12 protein-coding genes are annotated in these 12,370 nt (G+C 42.5%); 8 read left to right on the top strand and 4 right to left on the bottom strand.

The window, feature by feature from the left end; translation table 11 throughout:
* The first annotated feature begins 61 nt into the window (after positions 1-61).
* The 6 genes from C6W21_RS04755 (at position 62) to C6W21_RS04780 (ending at position 7,793) form a co-directional block, all read left to right on the top strand.
* Entirely contained in the window at positions 62-1,195 is a 1,134-nt protein-coding gene (locus C6W21_RS04755) for a CdaR family transcriptional regulator (RefSeq protein ID WP_106049513.1), read from the top strand.
* A 77-nt stretch (positions 1,196-1,272) separates the two neighbouring features.
* Positions 1,273-2,682, top strand: coding sequence for a glycolate oxidase subunit GlcD (gene glcD, locus C6W21_RS04760; protein ID WP_106049514.1), 1,410 nt, complete (start codon positions 1,273-1,275; stop codon positions 2,680-2,682).
* Positions 2,679-4,022 (top strand): (Fe-S)-binding protein, encoded by a 1,344-nt coding sequence (locus C6W21_RS04765; protein WP_106049515.1) that lies wholly within the window; start codon positions 2,679-2,681, stop codon positions 4,020-4,022. Before glcD ends, C6W21_RS04765 begins: the two co-directional genes overlap by 4 nt.
* Positions 4,023-4,086: 64 nt before the next feature.
* Positions 4,087-5,583 carry a spore germination protein gene (locus C6W21_RS04770; RefSeq protein WP_223249561.1) on the top strand — a complete coding sequence of 499 codons (1,497 nt, stop codon included), beginning with the start codon at positions 4,087-4,089 and terminating at the stop codon, positions 5,581-5,583.
* Between the two features lie 12 nt (positions 5,584-5,595).
* On the top strand, positions 5,596-6,696 hold the full coding sequence (locus tag C6W21_RS04775; protein ID WP_106049516.1) for a GerAB/ArcD/ProY family transporter: 1,101 nt from the start codon (positions 5,596-5,598) through the stop codon (positions 6,694-6,696).
* Entirely contained in the window at positions 6,693-7,793 is a 1,101-nt protein-coding gene (locus tag C6W21_RS04780) for a Ger(x)C family spore germination protein (RefSeq protein ID WP_106055964.1), read from the top strand. The genes C6W21_RS04775 and C6W21_RS04780 overlap by 4 nt, the downstream gene beginning before the upstream one ends.
* A gap of 109 nt (positions 7,794-7,902) precedes the next feature.
* On the opposite strand, the gene C6W21_RS04785 is transcribed toward C6W21_RS04780, so the two are convergent.
* Together C6W21_RS04785 and C6W21_RS04790 are read right to left on the bottom strand one after the other, a co-directional pair.
* A complete protein-coding gene (locus C6W21_RS04785) occupies positions 7,903-8,322 on the bottom strand; it encodes a hypothetical protein (protein WP_106055965.1) in 420 nt (139 codons plus the stop codon).
* 97 nt (positions 8,323-8,419) lie between these two features.
* On the bottom strand, positions 8,420-8,650 hold the full coding sequence (locus tag C6W21_RS04790) for an excisionase family DNA-binding protein (RefSeq protein ID WP_106049519.1): 231 nt from the start codon (positions 8,648-8,650) through the stop codon (positions 8,420-8,422).
* Between the two features lie 359 nt (positions 8,651-9,009).
* Between C6W21_RS04790 and uptA the strand changes: the two genes are divergently transcribed.
* Positions 9,010-9,612 (top strand): undecaprenyl phosphate transporter UptA, encoded by a 603-nt coding sequence (gene uptA, locus C6W21_RS04800; protein ID WP_095285257.1) that lies wholly within the window; start codon positions 9,010-9,012, stop codon positions 9,610-9,612.
* A gap of 39 nt (positions 9,613-9,651) precedes the next feature.
* Here the strand turns inward: uptA and C6W21_RS04805 are convergent, their stop codons facing one another.
* On the bottom strand, positions 9,652-10,473 hold the full coding sequence (locus C6W21_RS04805; protein WP_106049520.1) for a uroporphyrinogen-III synthase: 822 nt from the start codon (positions 10,471-10,473) through the stop codon (positions 9,652-9,654).
* Between the two features lie 143 nt (positions 10,474-10,616).
* Between C6W21_RS04805 and C6W21_RS04810 the strand changes: the two genes are divergently transcribed.
* Positions 10,617-11,237: an acetate uptake transporter gene (locus tag C6W21_RS04810; protein WP_106055966.1), complete on the top strand. Its 621-nt coding sequence runs from the start codon at positions 10,617-10,619 to the stop codon at positions 11,235-11,237.
* 38 nt (positions 11,238-11,275) lie between these two features.
* Here C6W21_RS04810 and C6W21_RS04815 read toward each other — a convergent pair whose 3' ends face one another.
* On the bottom strand, positions 11,276-12,295 hold the full coding sequence (locus tag C6W21_RS04815; RefSeq protein WP_106055967.1) for an LLM class flavin-dependent oxidoreductase: 1,020 nt from the start codon (positions 12,293-12,295) through the stop codon (positions 11,276-11,278).
* Positions 12,296-12,370 lie beyond the last annotated feature (75 nt).

The following is a 12,370-nucleotide window of genomic DNA, read 5'->3' on the forward strand; positions in this document are numbered from 1 at the left end:
GATATGACTCAGCATATGATGGTATGATAGTGTCAAAAGAAACATCTCGGAGGGGTACGTTTTGCTCACAATGACACTGGCAGAAAAAATCGTAGACGAGGTCAAAAAGGTGCTAACTGAGGAAATCATCATTGCACAAACAAACGGCACCATCATTGCGGCAACAGATCCAGCGCGCATTGGTCAATTTCATGAAGGGGCGTATTTGACATCCTTTGAAGGACAAAAACGAATCCTCACAAAGGATGATGAGCAGCGAATGAAAGGGGTCAAAGCTGGCATCAATCTGCCTATTTATTTTAAGCATGAGGTCATTGGTGTGATTGGGATGACAGGAAATCCCGTCCATGTCTCTCCATTTGGCGAAATATTACGAAAAATGACCGAATTGCTCATTCAAGAATATGAATTTTTTCTAGAAACGGAAACCGATGAACGGCAGCTTGAAGCGTTTGTGTTCGACTGGCTTCATCTGCCAGAGACAGCAATCGATCTCACTGAAAAAGCAGCGCGGCTTCAGCTTGATGTCAATAAGCAGCGTGTGGTCGTCCTCATTGATTGTCACGATGAATCGTTTATGAAGCAGGATCAATACAAAAAAGTAAAGGAAATGCTGCATCTCACAAATCAGGAAATGATCGTCCGCTGGGGACATGCCCGCTTTTTGCTCATGCTGCAAACCTCGGCAAATGATCGTGATACCTTGCAACAGCGTCTTTTTCACATCCATGCTTCCCTCACCGCACGTTCCACGTCAAAGGTTTTGATAGGTGCGGGAAAACCTGCAGCTGGACACATGATGAAGCAATCGTTTCATCAAGCCTTTCGTGCCTTAAAAATGGCGAATGCAGATACACCGATTGTGTTTGATGAGGATTTAACACTCGAACTTTTTATAGAAGAAGTGAGTCAGGAAACAAAAGAAGTGTTCCTTGATCGAACGATCGCCCCACTTCTCCCCCACCCTGAACTAGTGAAAACATTGCGTGTACTCATGACGTCGGATTGCTCATTGAAATACACTGCGGAAGCGATGCACGTACATATCAATACACTGCATTACAGGCTAAAACGTATCCAAGACTTAACGACACTTGATCCAAAACGCATGCAAGATGCGATGCTCTTTTATTTAGCCTTGATGCTATTAGATCATCATCCAAATAAACGAGGCGAGCAGCCCAATATTTTGTAGAATCGTCCATAGGCATCGGGCGATTCTTTTTTTATACTGAAAGAAACGGTACGTCAAATGAGTGGGAGTGAATACACATGTTGAATTCTGAATTTTTAAGTCAATTAAAAAAGATTGTCGGGGCGCCTTATGTACAAGACAGTAAGGCAGATCGGCTTGCTTATTCTTATGATGCAACGCCTAATTTTCAGCATATGCCAGATGTCATCGTGAGACCGCATGCGGCTGAAGAAATCCAGCAAATTGTCCGGCTCTGCGCCTCATATAAGGTGCCGATCGTGCCAAGAGGATCCGGAACGAATCTTTGTGCAGGAACCTGTCCTACACAAGGCGGACTTGTGATGTTGTTTACAAGAATGAACCAATTAATCGAAATAGACGAAGAAAACCTCACCGCAACGGTCCAGCCTGGTTTGATCACACAGGAATTCATTCGCCAAGTAGAGGCAAAAGGCCTTTTCTATCCACCAGATCCAAGCTCGATGAAAATTTCCACGTTAGGCGGCAATATTAATGAAAATTCAGGTGGTCTCCGGGGATTAAAATATGGCGTGACGAGAGATTATGTACTTGGACTTGAAGTGATTCTACCAAACGGTGACATCATCAAAACAGGCGGTAAGCTCGCAAAGGATGTGGCCGGGTATGATATGACCCGCTTATTCGTTGGATCAGAAGGAACACTCGGCATTGTCACAGAAGCCACGCTGAAGCTTTTGCCACTTCCAGAAACCAAACAAACGATGCTTTGCTTATACGAAAACCTAGAGGAAGCAGCCGCATCAGTTTCGGCGATTATTGCAGAGCGTATCATCCCCGCCACATTAGAATTTATGGATCAGCCGACACTGGAAGTCGTTGAAGACTTTGCCAAAATCGGCCTGCCGACTGACGTTCAAGCGGTGCTATTAATCGAACAGGACGGCAACCCTGAGGCTGTTTCCCGTGATATGCAAAGCATCGCAAAGGTCTGTCAGCAGCACGGTGCAAAAGAAGTGAATGTCGCACATTCTGAAGAAGAGGCCAGTGCCCTTTTAACAGCAAGACGAGCCGCTTTATCTGCCCTCGCCCGTTTAAGCCCCACGACGATTTTAGAAGATGCTACAGTCCCCCGGTCTGAAATTGCCAGCATGGTGCGGGCGATCGAAGACATTGCGAGAGAATACGAAGTGAAAATCTGTACATTTGGTCATGCAGGTGACGGGAATTTACACCCTACTTGTGCAACTGATGCAAGAAATGAAGAAGAAATGAAGCGGGTCGAAGAAGCCTTTCAGGCCATTTTTGAGAAAGCAGTCTCCCTTGGCGGCACTATTACGGGTGAACATGGTGTGGGTCTGATGAAAGCCCCTTATTTGGAGCTAAAGGTCAAAAAAGAAGGAATCGCAGCAATGAAAGCGATCAAACAAGCGCTAGATCCAGCAAATATCATGAATCCTGATAAGGTGTTTGGAAAAGCAGCAAGAAAGCGGGTGGTGGTCTCATGAATTCCTCTAAACAAACAGAGATTCAGCAAACATTTCAGCAGCAAATGGATGAAAAGGAGCTGCTCAATTGCATGCGCTGCGGCTTCTGCCTCCCTTCCTGCCCTACTTATATTGAATCCGGTCAACAAGAAACGCACTCTCCCCGCGGCCGAATTGCTTTAATGAAGGCGGTAAGAGACGGCGTGATTGAGCCAGATGAAGATGTCGAACATTCACTGAACCTTTGTCTTGGCTGCCGTGCATGTGAACCGGTCTGCCCTTCCGGCGTCAAATATGGACGTTTACTTGAGGATGCAAGAGACATCATTCAGCAGCACAAAAAACAATCTCTTCCTGTCAAATTTGTGAGACGTGTTGTGTTTAAAAGACTCTTTCCTTCACAAAGCCGAATGCGTCAAGCGGCTGGACTTCTGCGATTTTATCAAACCTCTGGTCTGCAAACGGCCGCCCGCAAGTCTGGCATGCTAAAGGTGCTTCCGCCGCATTTACAGCTGATGGAAGAGGCTCTTCCAAAGGTGCCGCGTCAACAAAAAAGCCGTGCGTTAGAATACAAAGCCATTGGCACGGCAAGAAAGCGTGTCGCCTTTTTTACTGGCTGTTTAATGGACACCGTTTTTTCCAGCACAAACGAAGCGACCATCCAGCTTTTGCAGCTGTCCGGCTGTGACGTTGTCGTCCCTCCTGTTCAAACGTGCTGTGGTGCACTTCATGGCCATAGCGGAGAAAAAGAGCAAGCGAAACAGTTAGCAAGGCGGAATATTGAAGCATTTGAAGAGATAGAGGCAGATGCCATTGTCATGAATGCAGGGGGATGCGGCGCTTTTTTAAGTGATTACGATCATTTGCTAAAGGATGATCCGGCTTTTCAAAAACGAGGTGAAGCCTTCTCAAAGAAAATCACGGATATATCGGACATTCTCGTGGAGCTTAAGTTTCACCGGCTTACATCGCTTGCCTTGCCAGAGCAGATCATCACCTATCAAGACTCTTGTCACTTACGAAATGGAATGGGTGTTGAGCAAGCGCCAAGGGTGCTGATGAAGGCGATTCATGGCGTATCATTTAAAGAAATGAAGGATGCCGACCGCTGCTGCGGATCTGCTGGAATTTATAATATCTTGCAGCCAAAGATGTCGATGCAAATTTTAGATCATAAAATGACAGAAGCTAGTCAAACAGCGGCAGCTGCTATTGTCACGTCCAATCCAGGCTGCCAGCTGCAAATGGCAGCAGGGATCAAACGTTCAGGACAATCGCCTAGCATGCGTGCTGTCCATCTCGCAGATTTTTTATTAGAAGCCGTTCAATATGGAAAAAAAGCGTCCAGCTCGTCAAGCTGAACGCTTTTTTTCATGCATATCTTCAGGCAATTGGTTGGATAATAGAGGCAAATCGAGGAAGGAGATGATTCAAGTGCTGAAGAAAAACAAACAACATCAAAATGACCCAAATTCAGTATTTGAGTCATTATCACGTTCCTCTGATTTTACAAACGAGTTGTCACGAAGTGAAGATTTCCTTTATCGAATTTCTTTTTTTCGTCCTTTAATTAATGGTCATCTACTCCATGAACAAATTTTGCCCTGCATGAAAGAATTGCACCTCACCCCCACTCTTGAGGAGCTGAAAGAACGAATCCCCATTGAACAGTCTGTCATCACGACCGATCTTCAGGAAGTGGAAAAAGCCCTTCATCGAGGGAATATGGCCATTCGGCTCGAAACGGACTGGGGCAAAGCGCTTCTAATACCAATTGAAGAAAAGAAAGGCAGACAAGTAGGTCCGCCTGAGATTGAATTTGGCATTATCAGTGCACAGGAAGCATTTGTGGAGGTTTTGGATACCAATTTAAATTTGGTCAGGCAGCGGCTGCCGACACCGAACCTGAAAGTGACGGAAAAGACGGTTGGTACGCTCTCTCAAACAAAAGTAGCGGTGTTATATATTGAAGAAATCGCCAATCCGCAAAACATCGAAACGGTTCTGCAGCGAATTGAGGACGTTGATTATGATCAAATTTTAGATGCGAATTACCTTGCACAAATGCTTTATGATGTGTCCAATACGATCTTTCCGTTGTTTTTGAATACAGAAAGACCCGACCGCGTGTCTTCAGGTTTATCGGAAGGGAAAATTGCCATCTTAGTGGATGGATCTCCTCATGTCTTGCTTGCCCCGACAATTTTACTTGAGTATTTTTCCACTATGGAAGACTACAATATGTCGTGGATTGCGGCTTCTTGCTTTCGGCTGTTACGCATATTTGCTGTGATATTTTCCATTTTTGCGACACCTTTATATGTAGCCATTTTAACCTTTCATTATGAGCTGATCCCAAAGGATTTATTAGAAACCATTGTGTCCTCACGCTATCTTGTTCCATTTCCTCCGATCATTGAGGCCCTATTTTTAGAGATTTCGATTGAATTACTAAGAGAAGCAGGTTCGAGGCTTCCAGCTAAAGTCGGTCAGACGCTCGGGATTGTTGGAGGGATTGTCATTGGACAGGCTGCTGTGGCAGCAGGATTAACAAGTAATATTTTACTCATTATTGTCGCTCTTTCTGCCCTTGCCTCATTCGTCACCCCTATTTACAAAATGGGCAGTGCCATTCGGCTGCTGAGATTTCCATTTCTACTTGCAGCACAGGTTTGGGGCGCATTAGGTATTGCCGTGATGGGATCTTTCCTTCTCACCCATTTAATGAAATTAACGTCTATTGGACGTCCGTATCTAGAGCCTATTTTTCCGCTGCGTCTGACGGATTTAAAGGGCAGTTTGATTCGTCCTCAGCTCCGTTTTTTGAATAAAAGACCGGAAAATTTACGTCCGCAAAATGAAACGATTCACCGGCAAAAACCGAAGCAAGGCCGTAAGGGGAAAAATGATTTTTATGAATAAGGAAGTGAAAGCATGAGTTCTTCTTCTGTGAAAGAGAAATTTCAAGTTTCCCCTTTTTTTGTGTTTTTTCTCATCAATGCTAATCAAGTTGGTGTCGGTATTTTAAACTTTCAAACGAACCTTGTTCGTTCTATGAATAATGATGGATGGATCGCCATTCTTATTTCTGGTATCAGCGTCAATGTGATGATCTTTCTCATGTACTTGATGTTTAAAAAGGCTCCTTCGGATGAATTTGGTGATATCACACAATACGTATTTGGCAAATGGGTTGGGCAATTATTCAACATTCTCTATATCTTATATTTTGCTTCTTTGTCCTTGACCGTTCTCATCCATTATATGGACGTGATCCATGTATGGCTGTTTAAAGAAATTCCTGGTCTTTTGTTTGCGGCTGTACTCCTGCTGCTTGTGTATTACATTCATACCGGCGGCTTTAGAACCATTGCTGGATGGGCATTCTTTAGCATTGTACTGACGTATTGGATGACGTTTATTTGCTTTTATGCCATGAAATATAGTCATATTCGCTTCATGTTCCCGATGTTTGATCATACATTTTCGCAGCTGTTGATGGGAGTGAAAGATGCCTCTTTATCCATGTTTGGTTTTGGCACGCTGCTTGTCTATTATCCCTTTATTAAACAAGCACAGACGTCTCAAAAATTTGCTCACATGGGGGCATTATTTACGACATGCTTAAATTTACTCGTCTTTCTCGTCTCCATTGCGTATTACTCAAGTGCTCAGCTCAAATTAACAAAATGGCCGACGTTAACGTTAACAAGCATTGTGAAGCTTCCCTTTATCCAGCGCTTTGAATTTATTGAAGTGTCCCTTTGGCTGTTTTTGATCATTCCAAATATCGCGATTCCATTATGGGCAGCGAGCCGAATGGCAAAACAAGTGCTTCATACGAGCCAGCGCGCCACGTTCATCAGTCTCAGCATCCTCATTCTGGTCATGTTTTCGTTTTTTGCGGGGGCCACTTCTTTTGAAACCTTTAATCAATGGGTGGATTATAGCGGATACTTTCTTATGTATGGATTGATTGTCTGTATGGTCATCGGATTGATGCTGAAAAAAAGGTGGGTGAAAAAACGAGCATGAAACGTTATGTACTCACGGGTCTCATGTTGTTTAGTCTTTTCTTAACTAGCTGTGCACAGCCTCGTCTTTTAGATGAATTAAATATCTCTCAGGCGGCGGGATTTGATTTAGTGGAAGATGGAGAAATGAAGGGCTTCTTTGTCTTTCCTGTCTTTAAAAGTGAGGATCAAGGAAGTTATCAAATATTAAGCGCAAGGTCAAACACTATTAGTAATATTCAGTTTCTCGTTTCAGAAAAATCACCTTTTCCAGTAGTCATGGGCCAGGTACTCGTTATTTTAGTCAGTGAAAAGTTAGCAAAAGAAGTCGGCATGATCGATTTAATGAATTACATTTATCGTGATCCTATCATTGGTTCACGCCAAGTGTTTGCGATTGTAGGCGGAGAGGTTGAAGAGTTATTATACACAAAAATGAATCAAACGAACTTGAATATTGGCGTGTATCTCTCTGATCTGTTAGCCCAAAATATGCGAAATGGCAATGAACCTGTGACCAATCAGCATATTTTTATGAATCAAATGCTGGCAAAAGGGGTAGATGCTTACCTCCCTTACATCAAAAAAACAAGCAATGGCATCAAGGTCACGGGAGTCGCTCTGTTTGATCATGAAAAAATGATCGGTCATATCCCCGGAGAAGATACGTTCACATTTAAATCGATGATTGAAAATCATAAAAATGGCATCTACGAGTTTCAATTGGCTGATCAAGCAAAGACCCATGTCGTCATTGAAAATATTAAATCACATGTGTCTTACCAGATCAAACCAACGAAAAACCTAACAAAAAAGCCTCATATCACGATTGATATCAAGCTGAAAGGTGAATTAAAAGAATTCATGAAGTCCAAAAAAATTGATAAACCGAATATATTGGACCATGTCGAAAAAGAAGTTGAAAAACGTGTCGCCCAGCAAGGACAAGACCTTGTTCAGTCCTTTAAAAAGCAAAACATAGATCCGCTTGGGCTGGGCTTGAGGTATAGATCAAAAGACAAAACCATGACACCAGAAAAGTGGCAGGAAATCTATCCTGATACGGATGTGCAAATTAAATGCCACATGAAAATTGTTCAAACCGGTGTCAGTCAATAAATGAGTGAAAAATTATTCGAAAATATCTTCTTTGTTATTTATTATTTTAGACACGTTCATTTTGACTCGTGGAACGCAATCTTTTCACCGATCGATTTCAATTTCTCTATCACATGTTGTAAACCCTCATTTCCTGGTAAGCTGCTGGCTGCGCCCATGAAAGTGGATAGAGAAATTCTTCGTCAGCCTGATCCAAAAGTTCCCTTACCCACTCAGCGGCAGATGTACTTAAAACATCAGCCGCGATTTCTAACATTCGTGATTTCACTTGGGCATGCTGAGTTTCATCAAACCGAATTTGAACAGAGTCTAAGATCTTTTGCTGATCATGCTGTTTCAATGCATCGATGACATCTTCCTCTGATTGGAAAGCCTGAGCCTGTCCGTCCTCTCCATAAAAGTCATCGTGCAGTAAAAATTGTTTAGGAGAATGGAGTACGACTAAGTTATACCATTCAATAGGTCGTAATGAATAGTTGAGATCTCTTGTGACACGGATGACATAATTGATAAGGCTGTTTCGGATCATCTGAATTCTCTACGACATTCATTGCGTTTTTTTGACAGGCTTCACATAAGGCGCCTTTTTCCACTCCATTCACTTCCTTTGAAAAGATGACAATGCTCTAATCTTCGTCCTTTACATCTGGGTCTTCAGGGATTGGTTCATTTAAGATCTCTTGGACGAGCTCTTTGTATTGTTCAAGCTGCTTCATATGCGTTTGAAACTGACCTTGATAAATCAGGTAGGATTCGCCGTCAAATACATAGCGGATCTTTTTTTGCTGGATTAATTTCTCAATATACGCTTCAGATACTTCTAAGTACTCAGCTGTTTCTTCGATTGTTAAATACATGTTTGTGCACCACCCGTTCGTTTCATCTAACAAATTATATCACGAGCTGCTAGAAAAACGGATGCAGCCTGTTCATGTTTTCTTTACTGATTAGATCACTGACATCATGATAGTTCTTCACATAACAAGTGTTCAGCAAGTAGATCGTCTAGGTGTGAGCAAATATGGTATGATAAAGTTTGCTAGACGGGAGTTTTTCATCACAGACTTGGTGGAAAAGCCAGGCATTCACGAGGCGTCTTTCGGTTTAGCCGTCATGAGAGGTAAGCGGAAAGCATACTCATGAGAAAAGTAAAACAAGCATAGGCTTTTATAAGGATGCTTGAAGAAAATAAGTATTTAAAGGCAGAGTGAAATGAATGGGAACCTTGTTTAATGAAATTTTAACCTGGCTGACAAGCCTTGGTTACGTAGGAGTTGCGCTTGGTTTGATGATTGAAATCATTCCAAGCGAAATTGTTCTTGCCTATGGCGGATATATGGTGTCAACTGGAACAATCGGATTTGTTGGAGCTGTTATTGCTGGCGTCATCGGAGGTACGCTCGCACAATGTTTTATATACTGGATCGGTCTTTACGGCGGAAGACCTTTTTTAACAAAATACGGAAAATACTTATTCATCCATGAACACCATATCGCAACTGCAGAGCGATGGTTTGACCGATATGGAACCGGTGTGGTATTTACAGCGCGATTTATTCCTGTTGTCCGCCATGCTATCTCGATCCCAGCCGGTATTGCCAAAATGCCTTTTTTGAAATTTGTCCTCTTGACAGGATTGGCTGCCATCCCTTGGTCGATCTTATTTATCTATCTCGGTATGCAGCTTGGGACAAAGTGGGATCACATTCAAAGTGTTGCTCACGCTTATACAACCCCTATTATGGCCATTGCGATCGTCCTGATCGTTCTCTATTTCGTCTTAAAAAAAATTCGTACGAACCGAAAACGGACAATCTAATGAAAAACGCCTTTCACTGATCTGGTGAAAGGCGTTTTTTTATGAATGTGATGATTGTTTTTTCATATATTGGGATAATTCCATAATCATTGCACCCATTCTCTCAAGTGACGGAGCAAGAATCCGGTCAATTCCCTCTTCTTTTAAAGCTTCAGCTGTGACTTTTCCAACAGCTACTGCCAGTACTTGCTGCTCGAATAGCTCTTGGAGTTCTTCTTTTCTGCCCCATTTTGCCGCTAATGTGAAAAAGGCGTGCACCTGAACAGCGGTTGTAAAACAGACGGCTTGGACTTTTCCATCTTTCATTTCTTGAAGCAATGTTTCTGCGGCCTCTGGTTCAGGTGGTGTATGCTGATAAGGTAAAAGCGGCAATACATCTGCCCCTTTGTCATGTAAAAACTGAATGAGGGCCGGAGCGTTTTCCCCGTGAAGCTGCACCATGACGCGTTTGCCTTGAAAATCTTTGTCTTCAAGCTTTGAGATCAGATCACGAACTGTTCCATCTTCATCAGATACGTCTGGCTGAATTCCGCGTTTTTTAAGCGCAGCAAAGGTTTTGTACCCTCTTGAAGCAATGTGTGCATTTGATAGGATTTCCATAAATGCTTTCCCTAGATGAAGCTCTTCTGCACTCTCAATTAATGTATCTGTCCCGATACCTGTTGTGAAAATCACCCAATCTGCGCCTTGGTTCACAAAGGTTTCAATGCCTGGCTTTAACTCCTCTTTGGCTAAAAATACGGTTCCTTGAAGAGAACGAATAACGGCTTGTCCCCCTTGTTTTTCGACAAGTGTACGCATTTCTTCTGTTTTTCTCGTTCCACAAATGGCAATCGTTTTTCCAGTTAAGCCTTTACTCAATTTTATCCCTCATTTTCTATCACATTTGATATGTATTAAATATAGATTTATTTGGAAGACGTTGCAAGTGTCTACTAAAAAAGAGCTTGACGTTTCGGTCTAATTCGAGTATCTTTTGTAAGTGCAAATTGTAGGAGGTCATTATGGAAAAACAGAATGTTCAAGCTATTCGATTATCAATTGCAGACCCAACACCACTTGGTTTGTTTGGTTTAGCAATGGTGACGCTCGTTGCGTCCTCACAAAAACTAGGAATTACAGATGGCACTTCCCTTATTTTACCTTGGGCTATCTTCCTTGGAGGCATCGCGCAGTTGATTGCGTCCATACAAGATTCAAAGCATCACAATATTTTTGGAGCCACTGCCTTTGGCGCCTTCGGTCTTTTTTGGATGGGTGTTGGAACGACTTGGCTCATTCAAGCCGGCGTTTTTGGGAAAACGCTTGCGGAAGCAGCAGATCCTAAACAACTAGGTTTTGCATTTATCGGTTATTTGATTTTCAGCTTGTTTATGACGATTGGTGCTATGGAAACACATAAAGTACTATTTTTGATTTTCGTCTTTATTGATTTCTTATTCCTTGGTCTTTCCCTTAGCTCATTTGGTGTGATGTACGATGTGACTCATACCATTGCCGGTATTGCAGAATTGATCATTTCCCTGCTTTCGTTTTATGGTTCAGCAGCAGTTGTGCTCAATACTCATTTTGGCCGTACTGTGCTGCCAATTGGACAACCATTTCGTATTTTTACAAAAGCATAAATAAAAAAGAACTGCTTTGTGCAGTTCTTTTTTCATGTTTATTTTTCTTGTGCCTCTTGGAAGATCTCTCCGATGATTTCATATGAGCGCATTCTTTCTTGATGGTCAAACATATCCGAATTAATCATCACTTCGTCTGCTTGAGTGGCTTCAATAAAGGCTTCCAATTCTTTTTTCACCTTTTCTTTATCTCCGATCATTGTCGAACTTAATTGTTCATCCACCATCGCTTTTTCATACGGACTCCAAAGGCCGTCCATACTGTCGACAGGCGCTTTGAGTTTTCCTGGAGTATTTCGAATGAGACTCAAAAACCGCTGATAATGAGAGGTCGCCAAATATTCAGCTCGCTCTGTTTGATCTGCAGCAAAAACTGTCACACCCACCATGGCATAAGGCTCTTTTAACACATCAGAAGGTCTAAATGACTGTCTATACAACTCTAAAGCAGGAATTGTATTTTTAGGTGAAAAATGTGCCGCAAAGGCAAATGGCAATCCAAGCTTTCCTGCAAGTCTTGCGCTAAAACCGCTTGAACCAAGCAGCCAAATCGGAATGTTTAGACCCTCTCCCGGAACAGCTCTTACATGTTTTTTGACCTGTCCGGTTGGTTTAAAATATTGCCGAAGTTCTTCTAGCTGCTCAGGGAAATCTTCTCCATTATGGAGATTACGTCTAAGCGCCCTTGCCGTTAACTGATCTGTCCCTGGTGCTCTGCCAAGGCCTAAATCAATTCTCCCCGGATATAATGTCTCAAGTGTCCCAAATTGTTCAGCAATGACAAGTGAAGAGTGGTTTGGTAGCATAATCCCGCCAGATCCTACTCGAATTTTTTCGGTTCCTCCTGCAATATATCCAATTAAAACGGACGTTGCAGAGCTCGCAACACCTTCCATATTATGGTGTTCTGCCAGCCAGTATCTATGATAACCCCACTTCTCCGCCTTTTTTGCTAAATCCATACTATGTTCAAAAGACTCCTTGATGGTGCCTCCTTCTGTCACAGAGGATAAATTTAAAACGGAATAAGCTGTACGCTGTAAAACTGATTGACTCATAAATGATGTCCCCATTTCTGTCAAAAATCATACTAGTTTCATACTTTCAACACCATAACATAAAATCATCAAACA

The organism is Bacillus sp. NMCN1, from assembly GCF_002998085.1.
Classification (GTDB): domain Bacteria; phylum Bacillota; class Bacilli; order Bacillales; family Bacillaceae; genus Bacillus.

Bases quoted from the DNA above. Each gene is read 5' to 3' on its own strand.
- C6W21_RS04810 (WP_106055966.1), top strand. From the start codon at position 10,617: ATGGAAAAACAGAATGTTCAAGCTATTCGATTATCAATTGCAGACCCA.
- uptA (WP_095285257.1), top strand. From the start codon at position 9,010: ATGGGAACCTTGTTTAATGAAATTTTAACCTGGCTGACAAGCCTTGGT.
- C6W21_RS04790 (WP_106049519.1), bottom strand. From the start codon at position 8,650: ATGTATTTAACAATCGAAGAAACAGCTGAGTACTTAGAAGTATCTGAA.
- C6W21_RS04765 (WP_106049515.1), top strand. From the start codon at position 2,679: ATGAATTCCTCTAAACAAACAGAGATTCAGCAAACATTTCAGCAGCAA.
- C6W21_RS04775 (WP_106049516.1), top strand. From the start codon at position 5,596: ATGAGTTCTTCTTCTGTGAAAGAGAAATTTCAAGTTTCCCCTTTTTTT.
- C6W21_RS04770 (WP_223249561.1), top strand. From the start codon at position 4,087: ATGATTCAAGTGCTGAAGAAAAACAAACAACATCAAAATGACCCAAAT.
- C6W21_RS04785 (WP_106055965.1), bottom strand. From the start codon at position 8,322: ATGATCCGAAACAGCCTTATCAATTATGTCATCCGTGTCACAAGAGAT.
- C6W21_RS04815 (WP_106055967.1), bottom strand. From the start codon at position 12,295: ATGAGTCAATCAGTTTTACAGCGTACAGCTTATTCCGTTTTAAATTTA.
- glcD (WP_106049514.1), top strand. From the start codon at position 1,273: ATGTTGAATTCTGAATTTTTAAGTCAATTAAAAAAGATTGTCGGGGCG.
- C6W21_RS04780 (WP_106055964.1), top strand. From the start codon at position 6,693: ATGAAACGTTATGTACTCACGGGTCTCATGTTGTTTAGTCTTTTCTTA.